This is a genomic window from Limnochorda pilosa (genome assembly GCF_001544015.1).
Lineage (GTDB): Bacteria > Bacillota > Limnochordia > Limnochordales > Limnochordaceae > Limnochorda > Limnochorda pilosa.
This window is the reverse complement of the sequence record NZ_AP014924.1, coordinates 3,586,613-3,604,930: the sequence shown is the minus strand read 5'-3', so window position 1 is coordinate 3,604,930 and position 18,318 is coordinate 3,586,613. Positions and strand designations below refer to the sequence as shown.

19 protein-coding genes are annotated in these 18,318 nt (G+C 71.2%); 10 read left to right on the top strand and 9 right to left on the bottom strand.

All coding sequences use genetic code 11. From position 1 onward, the window contains the following. Positions 1-10 precede the first annotated feature (10 nt). The 4 genes from LIP_RS16210 (at position 11) to LIP_RS16195 (ending at position 3,557) form a co-directional block, all read left to right on the top strand. Positions 11-592, top strand: coding sequence for an electron transport complex protein RnfA (locus LIP_RS16210; protein WP_068140743.1), 582 nt, complete (start codon positions 11-13; stop codon positions 590-592). A gap of 70 nt (positions 593-662) precedes the next feature. Then, positions 663-1,487 (top strand): RnfABCDGE type electron transport complex subunit B, encoded by an 825-nt coding sequence (locus tag LIP_RS16205; RefSeq protein ID WP_198409593.1) that lies wholly within the window; start codon positions 663-665, stop codon positions 1,485-1,487. Between the two features lies 1 nt (position 1,488). Beyond that, the gene (locus tag LIP_RS16200) at positions 1,489-2,544 is read left to right on the top strand and encodes an FAD:protein FMN transferase (RefSeq protein WP_068140741.1); all 1,056 of its coding nucleotides are present in this window, start codon (positions 1,489-1,491) and stop codon (positions 2,542-2,544) included. Next, a complete protein-coding gene (locus tag LIP_RS16195) occupies positions 2,541-3,557 on the top strand; it encodes a Gx transporter family protein (protein ID WP_068140739.1) in 1,017 nt (338 codons plus the stop codon). The genes LIP_RS16200 and LIP_RS16195 overlap by 4 nt, the downstream gene beginning before the upstream one ends. Before the next feature lie 8 nt (positions 3,558-3,565). Here LIP_RS16195 and LIP_RS16190 read toward each other — a convergent pair whose 3' ends face one another. From LIP_RS16190 to LIP_RS19070, 9 genes are all read right to left on the bottom strand, one after another. Next, positions 3,566-4,336 (bottom strand): energy-coupling factor transporter transmembrane component T family protein, encoded by a 771-nt coding sequence (locus LIP_RS16190; protein ID WP_269433406.1) that lies wholly within the window; start codon positions 4,334-4,336, stop codon positions 3,566-3,568. A 38-nt stretch (positions 4,337-4,374) separates the two neighbouring features. Beyond that, the gene (locus tag LIP_RS16185; protein ID WP_068140730.1) at positions 4,375-5,388 is read right to left on the bottom strand and encodes a phosphoribulokinase; all 1,014 of its coding nucleotides are present in this window, start codon (positions 5,386-5,388) and stop codon (positions 4,375-4,377) included. A gap of 51 nt (positions 5,389-5,439) precedes the next feature. Then, on the bottom strand, positions 5,440-6,447 hold the full coding sequence (locus LIP_RS16180; RefSeq protein WP_068140727.1) for a tagatose 1,6-diphosphate aldolase: 1,008 nt from the start codon (positions 6,445-6,447) through the stop codon (positions 5,440-5,442). Further along, positions 6,435-6,836 (bottom strand): ribulose bisphosphate carboxylase small subunit, encoded by a 402-nt coding sequence (locus LIP_RS16175; RefSeq protein ID WP_068140723.1) that lies wholly within the window; start codon positions 6,834-6,836, stop codon positions 6,435-6,437. The genes LIP_RS16180 and LIP_RS16175 overlap by 13 nt, the downstream gene beginning before the upstream one ends. A 24-nt stretch (positions 6,837-6,860) precedes the next feature. After that, the gene (locus LIP_RS16170) at positions 6,861-8,309 is read right to left on the bottom strand and encodes a ribulose-bisphosphate carboxylase large subunit (protein ID WP_068142238.1); all 1,449 of its coding nucleotides are present in this window, start codon (positions 8,307-8,309) and stop codon (positions 6,861-6,863) included. 78 nt (positions 8,310-8,387) lie between these two features. Continuing rightward, entirely contained in the window at positions 8,388-9,419 is a 1,032-nt protein-coding gene (gene glpX, locus LIP_RS16165) for a class II fructose-bisphosphatase (protein ID WP_082726682.1), read from the bottom strand. A gap of 24 nt (positions 9,420-9,443) precedes the next feature. Further along, entirely contained in the window at positions 9,444-10,769 is a 1,326-nt protein-coding gene (locus LIP_RS16160; RefSeq protein ID WP_068140717.1) for an NADH-ubiquinone oxidoreductase-F iron-sulfur binding region domain-containing protein, read from the bottom strand. Between the two features lie 157 nt (positions 10,770-10,926). Continuing rightward, entirely contained in the window at positions 10,927-11,652 is a 726-nt protein-coding gene (locus LIP_RS16155) for a LytR/AlgR family response regulator transcription factor (protein WP_068140714.1), read from the bottom strand. 29 nt (positions 11,653-11,681) lie between these two features. Then, positions 11,682-12,773, bottom strand: coding sequence for a sensor histidine kinase (locus tag LIP_RS19070; protein WP_068140711.1), 1,092 nt, complete (start codon positions 12,771-12,773; stop codon positions 11,682-11,684). 649 nt (positions 12,774-13,422) lie between these two features. On the opposite strand from LIP_RS19070, the gene LIP_RS19065 reads away from it, so the two are divergent. The 6 genes from LIP_RS19065 to LIP_RS16120 all read left to right on the top strand — a co-directional run bounded on the left by LIP_RS19065 (position 13,423) and on the right by LIP_RS16120 (position 18,318). Continuing rightward, positions 13,423-14,055 carry a response regulator gene (locus LIP_RS19065; protein ID WP_158509704.1) on the top strand — a complete coding sequence of 211 codons (633 nt, stop codon included), beginning with the start codon at positions 13,423-13,425 and terminating at the stop codon, positions 14,053-14,055. Between the two features lie 198 nt (positions 14,056-14,253). Continuing rightward, positions 14,254-14,886, top strand: coding sequence for a DsrE/DsrF/DrsH-like family protein (locus LIP_RS16140; protein WP_082726462.1), 633 nt, complete (start codon positions 14,254-14,256; stop codon positions 14,884-14,886). A gap of 75 nt (positions 14,887-14,961) precedes the next feature. Further along, positions 14,962-15,216: a sulfurtransferase TusA family protein gene (locus LIP_RS16135; RefSeq protein ID WP_198409591.1), complete on the top strand. Its 255-nt coding sequence runs from the start codon at positions 14,962-14,964 to the stop codon at positions 15,214-15,216. 3 nt (positions 15,217-15,219) lie between these two features. After that, on the top strand, positions 15,220-16,797 hold the full coding sequence (locus LIP_RS16130; protein ID WP_068140703.1) for a 4Fe-4S dicluster domain-containing protein: 1,578 nt from the start codon (positions 15,220-15,222) through the stop codon (positions 16,795-16,797). 92 nt (positions 16,798-16,889) lie between these two features. Further along, positions 16,890-17,666 (top strand): MBL fold metallo-hydrolase, encoded by a 777-nt coding sequence (locus tag LIP_RS16125; protein WP_068140702.1) that lies wholly within the window; start codon positions 16,890-16,892, stop codon positions 17,664-17,666. Positions 17,667-17,670: 4 nt separating this feature from the next. Further along, positions 17,671-18,318 carry a rhodanese-like domain-containing protein gene (locus LIP_RS16120; RefSeq protein WP_068140701.1) on the top strand — a complete coding sequence of 216 codons (648 nt, stop codon included), beginning with the start codon at positions 17,671-17,673 and terminating at the stop codon, positions 18,316-18,318.

Below are 18,318 nucleotides of genomic sequence, written 5' to 3'. Positions count from 1 at the left end.
GGATGCGTCGATGAGCGAGCTGCTTCTGCTCTTCGTGGGCGCGGCCTTGGTCAACAACTTCCTGCTCTCACGATTCCTGGGGATCTGCCCCTTCCTGGGCGTCACCCGGGAGGTGAAGGCGGCGGCCAGCATGGGCGCCGCGGTCACCTTCGTGATGCTGGTGACGGGGGTGGTGGTCTGGCTCCTGCAGACCTACGTGCTCGGTCCCCTGGGGCTTGCCTACCTTCAGTACGTGGCCTTCATCCTGGTGATCGCGGTCCTGGTGCAGCTGCTGGAGATGGTGATCCGCAAGATGAGCCCCGCCTTGTACGAGGCCTTCGGGATCTACCTGCCCCTCATCACCACCAACTGCGCCATCCTGGGGCTTGCCCTGCTGGTGGTGATCAACGGCTACAGCCTGGCCCAGACCCTGGTCTTCGCGATCGGAAGCGCCGCAGGCTTCACCCTGGCGATGGTGATGATGGCCAGCATCCGGGAGGAGATGGAGTTCGCCGACGTTCCGCCCGCCCTGCAGGGGACGGCGCTCTCGCTCCTCATCGCCGGGCTCATGTCCCTGGCATTTCTGGGGTTCAGCGGGCTGGCGGCGGCCTGAGGGTGGAGCGCCTCGCGCGAGGGTGGAATGGGGTTCTTGACGGGGGCTTCGTGAGGAAGGAGGCCGTGGGATGCTCTCATCGATGGTCATCGCAGGCGGCGTGCTAGGCGTGATCGGGCTCCTCTTCGCCACGGGGCTCTTCTACGCGGCCCGGGCATTCCAGGTGGAGGAAGACGGACGGGTCGAGCTCCTCACCAACATGCTGCCGGGGGCCAACTGCGGCGCCTGCGGCTTCTCGGGGTGCGGGGGGATGGCCAAGGCGCTGGCCCGGGGCGAGGCCCTGCCCTCCCAGTGCACCGTGGCCAACGCCGAGCAGGTGGCCCGCATCGCCAGCACCCTGGGCGTGGACGCCGGCCGGGTCGAGCGCCAGGTGGCCCAGGTCCTCTGCGGAGGGGTGGGCGCCAAGGCGCCCCGACGCGCGGAGTACGTGGGGTTGGAGGACTGCCGTGCGGCCGCCCTCACCTACAACGGCCCCAAGGGATGCACCTACGGCTGCCTCGGCCTCGGAACCTGCGTGCGGGAGTGCCCCTTCGGCGCCCTCCGGATGGGAGCCGACGGCCTTCCGATCGTCGACGAGGCCCTCTGCACCGGGTGCGGCATCTGCACCCAGGTGTGCCCCAGGGGTACGATCCAGCTCGTCGCCCCCGACACGCCCGCGGTGGTCCGCTGCGTCTCGCCCCTGGGGGGCAAGCAGGTACGGGCCGTGTGCCAGGCGGGCTGCATCGCCTGCAAGATCTGCGAGCGGGCCTGCGAGCAGGACGCCATCCACGTGGTGGACAACCTGGCCCGGATCGACTCCGAGCGGTGCAACGGCTGCGGGGCGTGTGTGGCCAAGTGCCCCACGGGCTGCATCGAGGTCCGGGCGGGCAAGGTCCACCTGCTGGAGGCGGTCTAGCGTGCCGCGGCGGGCGTGGGGCCTGGCCGCGGTGCTGGCGGCGGCTGCCGTGGCGGTGGCCGCCGCGGCGGACCGCGGCCGGGGGGGAGACCCGGTGGAGGTTACGGGCTTCTCCATGGGCACCTACGTCCACGTGGTGGCCGAAGGGCCCGGAGCGCAGGAGGCCGCGGCGGGTGTCCTGCCCGAGCTGGACCGGATGACCCGTGCCCTGGACCGGTTCGACCCCGGCTCGGACGTGGCCCGGCTGAACGCCCGGGCAGGCGAAGGGCCCGTCACGGTGGGGTCCGAGACGACCAGGCTCATCGGGGAAGCGTTGCGCCTCGCACGCCTGAGCGATGGGGCCTTCGACCCCACCATCGGACCGCTGGTGGACCTCTGGGGTTTCGTGGACCCTGAAGCCGTCGAAGAGAACGAGGATGCCCAGGGGACGGTCCGCGGGCGGCACCTCCCCGACGTCCCGGCGATCGAGGCGGCGCGAGCGCGGGTGGGATACCGCTGGCTCCAGCTGGCCGAAGACGGCCAAGCGGCCTCGCTGGACCGCGCCGGCATGGTGCTGGACCTGGGCGGCATCGCCAAGGGTTGGGCCGTGGACCGGCTGGCGGAGCGGTTCCGGGGCGCGGGTGTCACCCGGGCGCTCATCGATCTGGGGGGCAACCTCTACGCCCTGGGCGGCAGGCCCGACGGCTCCCCCTGGCGGGTGGGCATCCAGCACCCCCGCCGGCCCGGCGCCGTCATCGCCGTGGTGGAAGCGACCGACGAGGCCCTCGCGACCTCCGGGGACTACGAGCGCTACTTCATCGACGGGGGAACCCGCTACTCCCACCTCCTGGACCCCGCCACCGGCTACCCCGCCCGGGAGCTTGCGAGCGTGACGGTACTGGCGCCCCATGGGGTGGACGCGGACGGCCTTTCCACGGCTGTCTTCGTGCTGGGGCCCGAACGTGGGGCGCGGCTGGTGGAAAGCCTGCCAGGGGTGGAGGCCGTCTTCGTGGACACGGAGATGAAGGTGACCTACACTTCGGGCCTCCGGGGACGCATCCAGGTGATGGACCCATGACGGTATGGGCGGAGCCTGCAGGGCGGGACGCTGTCCTCCCCCGCCTGGGGAAGGAGGGTGCCCGTACGGCTCCGGAGCGCAGCGCTCGGGACGTGGCCCGGCTGGGCATGTTCCTGGCCCTCGGCGTCGCCCTCCACGTTCTGGAGGCCCAGCTTCCCTCGCTGCCCCTGCCGGGGGCGAAGCTGGGACTGGCGAACATCGTCTCGCTGGTGGCCCTCTACCTCTGGGGGTTCCGGGAGGCGCTCCTGCTGGTGGTGCTCCGCCAGGTCCTCGGCTCCTTCGTGATCGGGACGCTCTTCTCCGGGCCCTTCTGGATCGGTCTCGCCGGCGGGCTGGTGAGCGTGGCGGTGATGGCCGGCGTCCGGGCCGGGGCCGGCCGCCTCCTGTCGCCGGTGGGCGTGAGCCTCATGGGAGCGGCCGCCCACAACACCGGCCAGCTCATGGCGGCATGGCTGCTCACCGGGCAGGGCGCCGTCCTGGCTTACCTTCCCGTCCTGCTCTGGCTCGCCCTTCCCGCCGGGGCGCTGGTGGGTCTCGCCGCGGCCCGCGTTCTGGCCCAGGTCCCCCCGCCACCGAGCGGCACGCGGGCAGGGTCGGGGGTGGGGAGAGGGGTCTCCCGAGCCCAGATCCAGCCCCGAGTCCGTCACGGCGACTGGGCCGCTGCCGTGCTGGTGGCGGCCGTGGGTGCGGTTCTCCTGTGGAACACCCTGGTGCCCGCCACCGCCGCAGGCGCGGGCCCCGCGGTGGCCGTGGTGACGGTCGGGGGGCGCGAGGTCCTCGAGCTTCCCCTGGACCAGGAGCAGGCGGTGCCGCTCACGGCCGGAGGGGTCCGCATGGTGCTGGAGACGGCGCCGGGACGCGTGCGCGTGCGCGCCTCGGACTGCCCCGACCAGATCTGCGTCCGCACCGGATGGATCGACCGGACCCACCAGGCCATCGCCTGCCTGCCCGGCCGGGCCGTGGTACGGGTCCGGGGCGGCGAGCCGCTCCCGTACGACGCCATCACCCGCTGAACCCGCCCTTAGCCTGTGAGCCCGAGCCAGAAGGCCAGCAGGAGTGTCGGCCCCACCACCAGCCAATCTGCGGCCCGCCAGCGATAGGGCCGCAGGCTGCTGCGCGGGGCGCCCCGGTAGCCGCGCGCCTCCATGGCCTCCGCCAGGCGGTCCGCCCGGCGGAGGGCGCTGGCGAAGAGGGGGACGAGAACCGACGCGGTGGCAAGAGCCCTCCGCCAGGACCCTGCGCCCGAGACCGCTTCCCCCCTGGCCTGCCGCGCGAGCCGAAGGCGGTAGGCTTCCCCGGCCAGGATGGGGATGAACTGGAGGGCGATCGCGAGGACCAAGGAAAGGTCCGGCACCCGTACGCCGGCTCGGCCCAGCGGGGAGAGGAGCCGCTCCAAGCCCCGGCTGAGGGCCAGGGGCGAGGTGGTGGCGGTCACCAGGGCGCCGGCCAGGGCCAGGAGCGCCAGACGCGCGCCCAGGAGGAGCCCCCGCTGCAGGCCCTCACGCGTGGCTACCAGGGGCCCGAGCCGCAGCCACGGCTCCCCCGGCGTGAGAAGCAGGTGCGTTGCCAGGGTGACGAGGAGGAGCATCAGCACCAGCCGCGCGGCCCGCAGGAGGACGCGCGAGGAGACGGCGCCCGCCAGGGCGCCGGCGGCCACCAGGAGGCCCGCACCCGCCAGGCCAGGGACGGATCGGGCTTCCGCCAGGGCGACGACCATGAGGACCAGGGCCAGGAGCTTCGCCCTGGGATCCGCCCGGTGGAGAAAGGAACCTCCTGCGGCGGTATCGTCCAGCCGTAGCTCTCCTTCCCAGGATGGTTGCGGGTCCGGGCTCAGTCTACCATACGGGCGCGAGGGGAGGGACGGCTCCCTTCGTGCTGGACCGCGGCCAGCATCGCGTTCGCGATGAGGAGCTGGGTGACCATGAGGGTATGGCTCCGGGCCGGGGTGCGGCCGCCAGCCAGGAAGGTTCCGAGGCCGGGCTGGTCCGGATCAAGGGGGGCCAGGCGGCGTAGGAGCACCTCGAGCAGGGGGGCGGTGGTGGCGGGGTCGAGGCCGCCGTCCACCTCAAGGACGGCCGCGGTGTGCCCGTTCACGCCCGCCTGCCCTAGGCGAATCCCCGGGCGCCCGGCCGAAGAGGCCGGGGGCCTGCTCCCGCCCCGCACGATGCCCATCAGGGAGTCCAGCACCGGTGCCACCGGCGTCTCCGGCCGCACGGTGAGCCGGACGTGTAGCTCCCGCTGGGCGGGGTCGTGGTCCTCGCCTGTGTGGAAGAAGCCCTCGGGCGGGTGGAACTGAACCTGCAGGTCCGCGTGACCCGCCTGGGGGAGGATGTAGCGCCGCAGGTCGTCTTGCCGGTCGACGATGTGGCGAATGACCTGCTCCACCGTGTACCCCCGCTGCGCCACGTCCCTCTGCACCTTCCAGTGGTACTTCAGCTCGGTGTCGGGCTCGAGCCACACCTTCAGGTCGAAGGTCCGGCGAAGCCGTTCCGTGAAGAGGGGAAAGAGGCCGCGCACGATGATCCAGGGTTTCGGGTGCACCTCCTCGGGCTCGCCGAAGGTCCCCGTGCTGTGGTCGTACACCGGCTTCAGGACGCTCTCGCCCCGACGCAGGGCGGCCATGTGCTCCTCCAGGAGTGCGAGGTCGTTGGCCGCGGGGTTGAGGGCGGTGACGCCCGCCGCTGCTCGCGCGTTGCGGTCCAGCTTGTGGTAGTCGTCCAGGCAGATGCTGGTGACGTTCCCAGCCCCGAACAGCTGGACGAGCCCTCGGGTGATGGTGGTCTTGCCGCTCCCGCTATCACCGCCCACGCCCAGGAGCACGGGACGGCGGGGTGTACCGTTCATGATGCCATCCTCCTTTCCGTGTCGGCCGCGGGCCTGCCGTGGCCGTAGCGGCTAGGCCACCGCCTGATCGGGGTGCGAGCCGTACTCCCGGTGCCACCCCTCCGCCACCGGCCGCGCCGCGGCCTGCTCGGACCAGGGCCGTCCCCGGCGGTTGGCGATGGCCTTCAGGATCTCCAGCCGGCTGACACCCTGGGTCTTCAGGAACCGGTCCCGCTCGGCCGGGTCAGGCAGGGTCATGGCCTCCTGCCAGATGGCCCGGCCGACCATGAAGCCCGAAGCCCCCTCCTCGCAGGCGATCTCTACCAGGCGCTGGAAGACGTCGAAGCTCTCGGCGGCGCTAAGGATCACCCACGGAACGGGCGAGCGGCGGGTGATCTCCCGGCAGTGCCCGCGCATGCGGGCCTCATCCTGCTCCCAGTGGGGGTCGCCGGGGAACTCCAGCTTGAGCAGGTCCGCCCCCAGCGGCCCCAGACGCTCCACCGTCTCCAGGACCACTCGGGGCTTCTCCCGGGCGAACTCGGGCGCCGACTTGGACTGGCCCGGAGCCACGGGATACGACATGGGCTCGAGCAGGAAGGCGATGTCGTGCCTTCGGCACTCCTCGGCCACCTGGGCGACCAGCTCCTCCTGGTGACCGGCCGCGGCCGACTGGGGGTGGTAGTAAAGGAGCATCTTGACCGCGCTCGCGCCCATCTGCTTGACCTTGGCCACGCTCCAGCCCTCCACCAGGCGGGTGAGCCGACTCTCGTCGGAACCCTGGTAGCCGGACTCCTCCACCGCCACCAGGAGGCCCACGTGGCCCGGAAGGGCCCCGGACGCGACCGCCTGGGCCGCCCCGAAGGTGGGATCGAGCAGGACGGCGGTGGAGTGGGGGGCGAAGGCCCGTACCATGCGGAGCTTCTCCTCCACCACCTCGCCGTGGGCGACAGGCCGCCCCAGGGTCTTCTCCAGGGCCTTGCGCAGCGAGCCCCGGTGATCCAGCGCGGTCACGGTGATATGCCCGGCCGGGGTGGAGATGGAGTGGATGCCGCGCAGCTTCCCGATGGTCAGCTCGTGCACGAGGATCCCTCCTGTGGCTCGGGGGCATCGGGCCGGTGAAGGACGAAGCTCACCACCTGGCACTGCCGCTGCGGGTCGTATCCGGTGAGGCGGATGAAGGCCTCTGGATGGTCCCGGCGGCAGGCCTTCAGCTCGGCCATCACCTCTGCCGGGTCGGAAACCTGGAAGAAGGGCAGCTTCCAGAAGTGCCAGTAGTCGTCGGACGGGTCCAACCGGGCCGTGTACTCGATGCCCGGCATGAGCTGGCGGTCCAGCATGTACCGCACCTGCCGGGCCGCCTGGTCGTCGCTCAGGGGCGGCAGGTAGGAGAAGAGCTCGGTGCGCCGGGACGGCACCCGTTCGGCGGGTGAACCGGCAGGCGCCCGCTGAGACGGGCTCTGGACGGACAAGGCTCTCACCTCCCAGGGATCCGGCTACCCGGACACCGGGTCCAGCCGGTCGACGGTGTCGTACTCGAACGCGATGCCTTTCCAGGTCTCCAGGGCCACCCGGAGCTCGGGGCTGTGCCGGGCGGCCTCCTCCAGGATCCGCCGGCTCTCGCGCACCAGGTCGTGCCCCTCGTTGCGGGCCATGACCGCAGCCTCCAGGGCGACCCGGTTGGCCGTGGCGCCCGCCGCGTTCCCCCAGGGGTGGCCCAGGGTGCCGCCGCCGAACTGGAGGACGGCGTCGTCGCCGAAGATGGAGAGCAGCTCCGGCACGTGCCAGACGTGGATTCCGCCCGACGCCACGGGGAAGACCGCCGGCAGCGAGGCCCAGGGTTGGTCGAAGTAGATGCCGCGGGCCGGGTCGGCGGGGACGAAGTCCAGCCGGAGCAAGTCGTTCACCGCCATGGTGGAGGCCCGATCGCCCTCGAGCTTGCCCACCACGGTGCCGTTGTGCAGGTGGTCGCCGCCGGCCATCCGGAGCCACTTGGCCAGCACCCGCCAGTGGATGCCGTGGTCCTTCTGCCGGTCGATCACCGCGTGCATCGCCCGGTGGCAGTGGAGGAGGACGCCGTTCCGCCGGCACCAGTGCGAGAGGGAGGTGTGCGCGGTGAAGCCTGCGGTGAGGAAATCAACCATGATGATGCGGGAACCCAGGTCCCTGGCGAATTCGGCCCGCTCCATGAGCTGCTCGAAGGTGGGGGCGGTCACGTTCAAGTAGTGGCCCTTCCGCTCGCCCGTCTCGTCCTCGGCCTTCTTCACCGCCTCCATCACGAAGAGGTACCGGTCCCGCCAGCGCATGAAGGGCTGGGAGTTGACGTTCTCGTCGTCCTTGGTGAAGTCGAGGCCGCCCCGCAGGGCCTCATAGACGGCGCGGCCGTAGTTCTTGGCCGAGAGCCCCAGCTTCGGCTTGATGGTGGCCCCCAGGAGGGGACGGCCGTACTTGTTGAGCCGGTCGCGCTCCACCTGGATGCCGTGGGGCGGGCCCTGGAAGGTCTTCAGGTAGGCCACGGGGATTCGGATGTCCTCGAGCCGCAGGGCCCGGATGGCCTTGAAGCCGAAGACGTTCCCGACGATCGACGACATCACGTTGGCGATGGACCCTTCCTCAAAGAGGTCCATGGGGTAGGCGACGTACGCGATGAACTGGTCCTCCCGGCCGGGAACCGGGTCGATGTGATAACACCGGGCCGAGTAGCGGGACAGGTCCACCAGGTGGTCGGTCCAGACCGAGGTCCACGTGCCCGACGACGACTCCGCCGCGACCGCGGCGGCGGCCTCGGGCCACGGGACCCCCGGCTGGGCGGTGACCCGAAACGCGCAGAGCACGTCGGTCTCCGTGGGCTGGTAGTTGGGGTCGTAGTAGTGCCGCGAGGCGTCGCTGTACTCTCGGACGCCGGCATCGAACAGGTTGCCGGTGGTGCCATTGGCGAGGGACAGGTCGATCACCTCCTGATCTGTGCTTTTGCCCACTTTCGCGCAGCCCTGAGGGCATGTAGAGCATTCTGTCTCAGACCGTCATGAATGCGCCGCGCGTTGTGAGGGTGGGGGCACGGGGTGCGCCACGCCATCGTAGCGGCCTCCCGCGAGCTGGCGGAGCCGCGAGAGGTCGTGCCGGGCGTCGATCCACCGCACGGTGCCCGACATGGACCGCATCACCAACGACTGGGTGACGGCGCCGTCCCTGAAGTAGCGGACCCCCGTCAGAAGATCGCCGTCGGTGACGCCGGTGGCGGCAACGAAGACGTCGCGGCCGCGGCACAGGTCTTCCAGGGTGAGGATCCGGTCGAGGTCGATGGCCTCGGCGTGGGCGAGGGCTCGATCTTCGTCGGTCTTGGCCCAGAGGCGGGCCTGCATGTCCCCACCCAGGCACGCCAGGACGCACGCGGTGATGACCCCCTCCGGGGCCCCGCCGATGCCCATCAGCACGTCCACGCCCTGGTCGCCCAGCGCCACCTGGATGCTGGCGGCGATGTCGCCGTCACCGATGAGGCGGATCCGGGCGCCCGCTTCCCGAACGTGCCGGATGAGGTGGTCGTTGCGAGGGCGGTTGAGGACCACCACGGTCAGGTCCCGAACCTCGCGGTCCAGCGCGACCGCCACGGCCTCCAGGTTCTCCGCCGGGGGCGCGTCGAGGCGGACCATGCCCCGGGCCCGCGGGCCCACGACCAGCTTCTCCATGTAGGCCAGGGGGGTGACGAAGAGGGTGCTCTGCTCGGCCAGGGCGATCACCGAGATGGCCCCGTTGAGGCCGCTGGCGGTGATGCCCGTCCCGTCGATGGGATCCACGGCCACGTCCACCGCAGGAGGCTGGCCGTTTCCAACGCGTTCCCCGATGTAGAGCATGGGCGCTCGGTCCTTCTCGCCCTCGCCGATGACCACCACGCCGTCCATGTCCACCGACTGGAGGGCGAACCGCATGGCCTCCACGGCCGCCCGATCCACGGCCTCCTTGTCGCCCCGCCCCATCCATCGTCCCGCGGCCAGCGCGGCCGCTTCGGTGACGCGGGAGAGCTCCAGGGCCAGGTTGCGATCAAGCTGCTGCACGATCGGATGAACCTCCTTCACGCAGTCTCACGGACCTGAGGGCCGGCGGGCACGGAACGGGGGTGAGGCACCGGCGCCGCGGCCGCCCGGCACGGGACCCAACTGGGGGCAGACCCCGTAGCGTGCATGGTGGAGGAAGTCGTCGGGAAACCAACGGATCGCACTGGCCACCGGAGCCGCCCCCGCACCCACGAGGCCGCAGAGGCCCGTTCCCGGGAGGCGGGTCCCCAGGCGGCGGAGCAGGTCGAGGGCGTGCTCGCCCCGGATTCCCAGGCGCAGGTTCTCGAGCAACTCCAGGATGCGGCGGGTCCCTTGCAGGCACGTTCCGCATTGGCCGCACGATTCTTCGGCGAAGAAGGGTGCGAGCCGGAGGAGCTCCTCCACCATGCACATCCCTCGCGGGACGACCCGGATGGCCCCGCAGCCCACCCACGAGCCGGCCTGGGCGAGAGCGTCGTAGTCGATGGGGGTGTCCAGGGCCGTGCCGGGAAGATAGCCGGCCGACGGCCCTCCGGGAAGGATGGCCTTCACGGACCGGCCTCCCCAGACGCCGCCGGCCAGATCCTCCACCACGGCCCGCAGGGGGGTCCCGAAGGGGACCTCGAAGACGCCTGGGCGGTTCACGCCGCCGCCCACGCTGAGCAAGAGGGTGCCCGGGCTCGCTGCCGTTCCCAGCCGGCGGACCCGCTCGGCCCCCTGATGGACGATGGCGGCGGCCTGGGCCAGGGTCTCCACGTTGTTGACGACGGTGGGCCTGCCCCACAGCCCTGCCTGGACGGGGTAGGGCGGCTTCCGGCGCGGCCGGGCCGGCCGGCCTTCGATCACCTCCAGGGCCGCGGTCTCCTCGCCGGCCACGTACTCGGGCGGAGCCTCCACCACCGCAGCCTCCACGTCGCCGAGCAGCCCGGCGGCTCCCGCGTCCTCCAACGCCCCCCAGAGCGGTCGAAGGGAGGCCGTGAAGGTCCGGTTGACGTAGAAGAAGACCTTCGAGGCCCCAACGGCGCGGGCGGCGATCAGGGCACCCTCGATGACGCGGTGGGGATGGTTCTCCATGAGGAAGCGGTCTTTCCGGCTACCGGGCTCGTCCTCGCCGCCGTTCACCACCACGTAGCGGGGAGGGGCGCCCTCGGCTGCAGCCCGCCACTTGGTCGCGGTGGGAAAGGCGGCGCCCCCGCGGCCCCGCAGCCCGGCCGCCTCGATCTCGGCCACGACGCGGTCGGGGGTCCACTGCCGCGCCACGCGCAGGGCGGGGTATTGCAGAGGGCTCCGGTCAGGCTCAGGGTCGACCAGCAGCAGCCGCTCCCTCTGAAGGGGGAAGGGGCCGGGCTCAGCAGACGACGAATGGATGGCCATGCCCGCACGACCTCCGTGGGTCGGGGAGAGGGTGGCCGATGCTGTCCGCCGGCCCCCATTACCCCTGTGCTTCTGCCCACTTTCGCGCACCCAGGGAGCGCCGTGCAGGGTTCTGGCTCAAGCCGTCGCGATTCCGCCCCGTGCTGCGAGCGGGGGGTCACAGCCGGAAGAGCTCGAGGACCTGGCGAGCATAGGCCCGGCTGACGGGCACCTGGCTCTTGGTCTTGTCGTCCACGCGGAGGATGTAGGTGCCTGCGAAGAACGGATGGACCTCGATGACGTGCTCCGGGTTCACCAGGTACGAGCGGTGGACCCGAACGAAGCTGTGAGGGCCCAGGCGCTCCGCCAACTCGGTGAGCGAGGCCCGGCTGGAGTATTCGGCGTCGAAGGTGCGCACGTAGACCGTGTGCCCCTGCACGTGCACGTAGCGGATGTCGGCGATGCGGATCAGCTTGGTGTGGTCGCCCTGCTCGATGGCCAGGCGGGCTCGGGCCGGGTTCTGCGAGCGGGTGACCACCGGCTTTTGCGACCGGATCCGCTCGACCGCGAGGCGAAGGCGGGCCTCTGAGACGGGCTTGAGCAGGTAGTCCCTGGCCGCCACCTCGAAGGCCGCCAAAGCGTGCTCGTCATACGCCGTCACGAAGACCACCGGGGGCGCGTTCGGAAGGCGGTTCACCAGCCCCATGGCGTCGAGCCCGTTCAACCCGGGCATGCGGATGTCGAGAAAGACCAGGTCGTAGCGGTTCTCCTGGATGCGAGCGAGGGCGTCCGCCGCCGCGGAGGCCTCGTCCAGGCGGTCCACGTCCGTCACCCGCCTCAGGAGCTGGGCCAGCTCCATGCGGCTCAGGTCCTCGTCGTCCACGATCAGGACACGCATTCCCATGGCTCAGCCTCCATCCCAAGGATCTGAGGTCAACGACGGGCGGGAACCCAGAAGCTGACGTCGGTTCCCTCGCCCACGGCGCTCTGGATGCGGAGCCCGCTTGACAGGCCGAAGAGGCTCTTCAACCTCTGGTCCACGTTGGCCAGCCCCATGCCCAGCCCCGTTCCGTAACCTCGTTCCAGCACCCGCCCCAGGCGCTCGGGCGGGATCCCGATCCCCGTGTCGGAGACGACGATGCGGTACCCCTCGGCTTCGGCGCGGGCGGCGATGCGCACCGATCCGGGCCCCGGTCGCGGCTCGATCCCGTGGTTGATGGCGTTCTCCACCAGCGGCTGCACCACCAGCACGGGAAGCAGGGCCCGACGGCACTCGGGAGCCACGTCCACGTCCACCCGGAGGCGGTCCCCCAGCCGGGCCCGCTCGAACTCCAGGTAGGCGTTCACGTAGGCCAACTCGTCCTCCAGCGTGGCGAACTCGCCCCGGTGGTTCAGCGTGTCGCGGAAGAACTCGGCGAAGCGGACGATGAGGTCGTGGGCTCTGGCGGCATCGGCGTAGGTCAAGGCGGCGATGGTGTTCAGGGTGTTGAAGAGGAAGTGGGGGGAGATCTGGGCTCGCAGCGCCTCAAGCTCCGCCTGGGTCACCCGGGCTGCCTGGACGTCCAGCTCGGCCAGCTCCAGGTAGACGCTGAAGAGACGGGCCACCGCCTCGGCCGCCCGGGCCCGGGCGCGGCCCAGGTGCCGTCGTCGCCTTCGGTAGAGCTTCAGCGCACCCACCACCTGGCCCCGCACCTGTAGGGGCAGCACCATGGCGGCCCCCAGCGGGCAGTCGGGGCGGGCGCAGCCGATGGCCTCAGGCCCGGCCGCGGCCAGCACCCTGCCCTCGGTCAGGGCCCGCCGGGTAAGGCTGGTCGCGATGGGCGTCCCGGGAAGGTGGTGGTCCGAACCGATGCCCTGGAAGGCCAGCACCACCTCGGTGTCCACGACCGCGGCCGCATCCAGCTGAAGGCGGCGCTGGAGGAGCTCCGTGGTGCGGCGCGCGCTTTTCGCGGTGAGCCCACCCCGCAGGAGCGGGAGGGCCTCGAGGACGAGCTGCAGGGCGTCCACCTGCTGAAGGAGGGGCAAGCCCCACGGGCTCCACCGAAGGCGGGGAAGGAGCCGGTCGAGGAGAGGATCCGCGGGTCTCACCCCCTGCGTTAGGGTTTTACGAATGATCTTACCGCAGAACGTGCAAAGTGGCAACGGTGCGCGACAAGGCGGATCTGAGTCACACACCCGTGGCAACCGACGGGGCCGGGGGCAGGTGCGGCGCGCAGGACGGAGACACGAATCCGTTCGGGGAGGTTGACAGATTAGCGCGATAGAAGTAATGATTACCGTAGGATACCCAGTAAGGTACCTCGATGGGCGCCTCGCTCGAGGATCCCGTCGACCCGGCTCTCTCCAGGGAGGAGTGTCCGCCGGTCTCGTGGGTGGCGGCCGTACGGGCGGCCGTCGGTTGCTCCCTTGGTGTGATCGGGACGCTGGCCGGCGCGGGGGGCGGATTCGTGCTGGTGCCCCGCTTCCGGCCGAGGAGGGCGCGCCCGGCGACGGAGCCGCGGTCGCGCAGACGGAGGCGCCCGTGGCAGAGGTGGCCCGGTCGGCAGGCCCGTGGCGGATCTGCCGGAGGCTGGTCGAGCGGGCGGGGCAGGCGCACGCGTCCTGCTTCCGCCTGCCGTTGGGCGCGGCGGTTGCGTTCGGCGTCGCCGGTCTGCCATGGAAGGAGGGAGAGGACGTGGAGGACAGGGAGAGGGAGGCGGCCGGCCGGGATGTGCGGGTGCTCCTGGTGGAGCCGGAGACCGTCTGCCGGGCTGCCCTGCTGCGACTCCTCTCAGAGCGGGAAGGGATCCGGGTTGCGGCGGCCCGGGCGGGCGAGGCTGAGGGCCCGCTCGCAGGGCCGGTGGAGGTGGACGTGGCGCTGGTGGCCCTCGACATGGGGGGAGGCCAGGGACTGCATGTCGCGCAGCACTTGGTCGCCGCGGGGGTTCCTGTGGCCGCCTTGACCCGGCAGCAGGGGCGCGCCCACCTCGTCCACGCCCTCTCGCAAGGGATTCGCGGGTACCTGCCGCGCGCCGCCACGCCCGAGGAGCTCGTGCTGGCGCTCCAGGTCGTGGCGGGGGGTGGGACGTACATCCATCCGTCGGCGAACTGGCCGCCGAGGCAGGGGGGCCACGAGACCGACCTGACCGAGCGCGAGGCCGCCTTCCTGGTGCTCCTCGAACGCGGGGCGGGAACGCCCGAGCTCGCGCGCGCCTTCTTCCTGAGCGAGAAGACCGTCCGCAACGCCCTGAGCGCGCTCTTCGCCAAACTCGGCGCCCGGAGCCGTCTCGAGGCCGTCGCCGCCGCGCGGGCGCGGAGGCTGCTTTGAAGGGGGCGCAGCGACGGGCTGACGGAGGGACAGATGTCCTGGCCGGCGGGGACGCGCGTCCGTCCACGTCGGGACAGATGCGGCGAGGAAGTCACAGCTGCTACGGTAAACTCAATACTATTACCGGTAAGGGAATCATCTGGCACCGGCGCCCGGCGCTTGCCGATGCGCCCTGGCTCGAAGGGGGGACGATCGACGATGGCGCGTCCGAAACCGAACGACGAGACGTGGGCGCGGCCGGCCGCAGTACCCGCCGGCCCGCCGGGATCGGTCGACGGTCAGAGCCTGGAGGCAGCGTTGGAGGCATACCTGCAGAAGCACCTGCCACACCTGGTCGCGGCCGAGGTCCAGAAAGCCTTCAGGCAGGACCCGGCGGCGCGGACCTGCCGGATCATCGCCTCCAAGGGAACCATGGACTGGGCGTACCCGCCCTTCATCCTCGGGTCGGCCGCAGCGGCCATGGGCATGGACACCGCCATTTTCTTTACCTTCTACGGCCTCAACCTCCTGAAGAAGGACCTCAAGGTCCAGGTGGATCCCATCGGCAACCCGGCCATGCCCATGCCCGTACCCAATGCGATCGCAGCGCTTCCGGGGATGCGGGCCGTCGCCACCCGGATGATGAGCGGCATGTTCCGGAGCAAGGGCGTCGCCAGCGTGGGCGAGCTCCGGCAGGTTTGCATCGAGAGCGGGGTGCGGCTCATCGCCTGCCAGATGACCATGGACGCCCTGAGCATCCCGCGGGAGGCGCTCATCGACGGGGTCGAGGTGGCCGGGGCGGCGGGGTTCCTCCACGAGGCGTCGCGGGCCCACGTGACCCTTTTCGTCTAGGCGGCCCCAGAACCCGGTACCACCGGTGAGACGGGTGCCGCTGGTCCGTTCGCCGAGCCGAGGGAGGTGAGAGACGTGCAGCCGCAAACCGCCCGGCCCGACCGGGTGGACTCCAGCCTGGACGCACGGGGGCTCCTGTGTCCCATGCCGGTGGTTCGCGCCCGGCAGGCCATGCAGGATCTGGACGCGGGAGATGTGCTCGAGATCCTCGCCACCGACCGGGGATCCGTCACGGACATCCCCGCCTGGTGCGAGAGCCAGGAGCATCAACTGCTCCACTGGGAGGAGCAGGACGGGGTCTTCCGCTACTACGTCCGCAAGGGGAGCTGAGCCATGGCGCTCTGGGGGAAGGTCATCGACCAGAGCCGGTGCATCGGCTGTCATGCCTGCACCATTGCCTGCAAGGCAGAGCACCAGGTACCCATAGGGGTAACCCGGACCTACGTGAAGCAGGTGGAGGTGGGGCTCTACCCGAACGTGGAGCGCCACTTCCAGGTAACCCGGTGCAACCAGTGCGAGGATGCACCCTGCGTCGCCATCTGCCCCGTGGAGGCTCTCCATCGCCGCCTCGACGGCATCGTGGACTTCGACCGGGAGGTCTGCATCGGCTGCAAGGCGTGCATGGCGGCCTGTCCGTACGACGCCCTCTACATCGATCCGGTGAGCCACAGCGCCGAGAAGTGCAACTTCTGCGCCCACCGGATCGACCAGGGCCTGGAGCCTGCCTGCGTGGCCGTCTGCCCCGAGCGGGCCATCATCGTGGGCGACCTTTCGGACCCCACCAGCGAGGTCTCCCGGTGGGTGGCCACCGGGAAGGCCGAGGTGCGCAAGCCCGAAAAGGCGACGCAGCCCAAGCTCTTCTACGTCGACAGCAGCCTCTTCACCCGAGTGCCGGCCCTGGCCCAAGTGCCCGTGCTCCACGCCGCCGCGGAGCAGCGCGAACGCTATCCGGCCCCCGTGGCGCGCCCGGGGCCAGCGCCCTTGCGGGGCGGGCCTGGGGTGAACGGCCACCTCCGTCACGGCGCGGGCCCCGGACGGCACGATGGAGGCCCCGGGAGGAGCTCGGCGGCGGCCATCGTGCAGTACGATGTCCCCCACGGCCCGCCCTGGGACTGGAGGGTGTCCGCCTATACCTGGACCAAGTCCCTGGCGGCCGGGGCCTACCTGGTCTCCGCGGCGATGGCGTGGGCGGGCCTGAGGCTAAGTCCGGCGGTCGAGCTGGCCTCCAGCCTGCTGGCGCTTCTCTTCCTGGGGGCCACGGGGCTGCTCCTGGTCGCAGACCTGGAGCAGCCTGCCCGCTTCTGGCGGATCCTGGTGCGGCCCCAGTGGCGCTCGTGGCTGGCCCGGGGCGCCTTCCTGATCACCCTTTACGGCGCGCTCCTGGCGGCGGACGTGACGGGGCGCCTCGCGGGCTGGGAAGGAATGGCTCAGGGCTTGCGAGCGCCCGGGGTGCTCCTCGCAGCCGCGACCGCCGTCTACACCGCCTTCCTCTTCGCCCAGGCGCGGGCCAGGGACCTCTGGCAGAGCCCCATCCTACCGCTTCACCTGCTGGTGCAGGCGGTCCTGGCGGGCGCCGCTGGGGTCCTGATCCTGGACGTCGCGCTTGCGGCGGGAGGTGCGGGCACCACAGTGCTGCGGAACCTCCTGGTGGCCGCGGCGATCCTGCATGCCACGCTGGCCCTGTCGGAGGTGGCCGTGGGCCATCCGACGGCGGACGGGCGCCAGGCCGCGGACCACCTGATCCGCGGTGCGTTCTCCGGGCTCTTCTGGGGAGGGATCCTCCTCGCGGCCGCCGGTGCCGGAGCTGCCGCGATCGGTTGGGGAGGAGCGGCCGCGGCGCTGGCCCTGATGGGAGCCCTGGCCCACGAGCACGCGTACGTCCAGGCGGGCCAGTCGGTGCCGCTGAGCTAGGCGCGCCGGACCAAGGGGACGGCCCGCGAGGACGGAGGGTCGATCCCCTTCTGCAAGGCAACGCAAGGCAACACCGGACGGGAGGGACAACGATGATCTTCCGGCAGATCCATTACGGCCCCAGCGGGTGCGCTTCGTACTTCCTCGGCTGCCCCAAGGCCAAGGAGGCAGTTGTGGTCGATCCCGTGGCCGGCGTGGGAATGGACGAGTACCTGATGGAGGCGGCCGATCGGGGCGTGACGATCCGCCACGTGATCGACACCCATGTGCATGCGGACCATGTCTCCTTGGGCCGGGAGCTGGCTGAAGCGACGGGTGCGGCCTACTACCTGGGTGAGCACGCCCGGGGGCTGGTGCGCTTCGACTTCACGCCCCTCGCCGACGGCCAGGTCCTCCAGGTGGGGGCGGTCCAGGTGAAGGCGCTCTACACCCCAGGACACACTCCGGAGCACGTCTGCCTGCTGGTGACGGACACGGCCCGTTCCGACGAGCCCTGGTTCGTCCTGACGGGCGACACCCTCTTCGTGGGCGACGTGGCCCGGCCCGATTTGCTCGTGGGCGATCGAAGCCTGGACGTCTGGGACGCCCGCGAGCGGGCCGAACACCTCTATGAAAGCCTCACCCAGCGGCTCCTCGCCCTGCCCGACCACGTGGAGGTCTACCCGGGCCACTTCGGCGGCTCCGCCTGCGGGGGCGTCAACATGAGCGGCAAGGCGGCGTCGACCCTGGCGTACGAGCGCCGGTTCAACCTGGCCCTCCAGCAACCGGACGCGGAGCGTTTCGCCGAGTTCGTGGTCTCGACGCTGAAGCCGCTGCCCCACAACTACCAGAACATCAAGCGCCGGAACCTGGGTCTGGAGGCGGGGTGAGGCCATGGGCGCGCTGAGCCTGGACGCCTTCCGGACCCTGGCGAACGACGGGGCCGTACCCCTCGACCTGCGGCCTCCCCACCAGTTCGCCGAGGGCCACCTTCCCGGGAGCCTCTGCCTCCAGTTCGGGCGGCACGATCTGGGCGAGCGGGCCGCCCTGGCCCTGCCCCGGGAGCGCCGGTACGTGCTGGTGATGGACCCACCGGCCTTGGGACCCATCGCGGAGCGGCTCCTGACCCAGGCGGGCTTCCGCGTGGAAGGACACCTGGCGGGCGGTGTCGCCGCATGGAGCGGCGAGACCTCGCTGGGGCGGCTGGCCACCACGGACGCGGCGGGCGCCCGCCGGGAGATGGAAGAGGGCGGCGCCCGGATGCTGGACGTCCGGGAGGGGTTCGAGTTCCAGTGGGGCCACGTGGAGGGGGCCCAGAACATCCCCCACGGTGAGGTTTGGGGGCAGCTGGGCGAGCTGGACCCCACCGCCCGGTGGCTGGTCCTGTGCAACGACCAGGTGCGCTCGGGGTTGGCCGCGAGCCTCCTACTCCGGGAGGGGTTCCAGGACGTGACGCTGGTGCTCGGCGGGATCGGCGCCTGGACCGAGGCCGGGTACCCGTTGGTCCAGCCGGCCCAGCAGGCATCGGGGCGGTCAAGGTAG

Bases quoted from the DNA above. Each gene is read 5' to 3' on its own strand.
- LIP_RS16120 (WP_068140701.1), top strand. From the start codon at position 17,671: ATGGGCGCGCTGAGCCTGGACGCCTTCCGGACCCTGGCGAACGACGGG.
- LIP_RS16210 (WP_068140743.1), top strand. From the start codon at position 11: ATGAGCGAGCTGCTTCTGCTCTTCGTGGGCGCGGCCTTGGTCAACAAC.
- LIP_RS16195 (WP_068140739.1), top strand. From the start codon at position 2,541: ATGACGGTATGGGCGGAGCCTGCAGGGCGGGACGCTGTCCTCCCCCGC.
- LIP_RS16140 (WP_082726462.1), top strand. From the start codon at position 14,254: ATGGCGCGTCCGAAACCGAACGACGAGACGTGGGCGCGGCCGGCCGCA.
- LIP_RS16160 (WP_068140717.1), bottom strand. From the start codon at position 10,769: ATGGCCATCCATTCGTCGTCTGCTGAGCCCGGCCCCTTCCCCCTTCAG.
- LIP_RS16125 (WP_068140702.1), top strand. From the start codon at position 16,890: ATGATCTTCCGGCAGATCCATTACGGCCCCAGCGGGTGCGCTTCGTAC.
- LIP_RS16185 (WP_068140730.1), bottom strand. From the start codon at position 5,388: ATGAACGGTACACCCCGCCGTCCCGTGCTCCTGGGCGTGGGCGGTGAT.
- LIP_RS16130 (WP_068140703.1), top strand. From the start codon at position 15,220: ATGGCGCTCTGGGGGAAGGTCATCGACCAGAGCCGGTGCATCGGCTGT.
- LIP_RS16205 (WP_198409593.1), top strand. From the start codon at position 663: ATGCTCTCATCGATGGTCATCGCAGGCGGCGTGCTAGGCGTGATCGGG.
- LIP_RS16155 (WP_068140714.1), bottom strand. From the start codon at position 11,652: ATGGGAATGCGTGTCCTGATCGTGGACGACGAGGACCTGAGCCGCATG.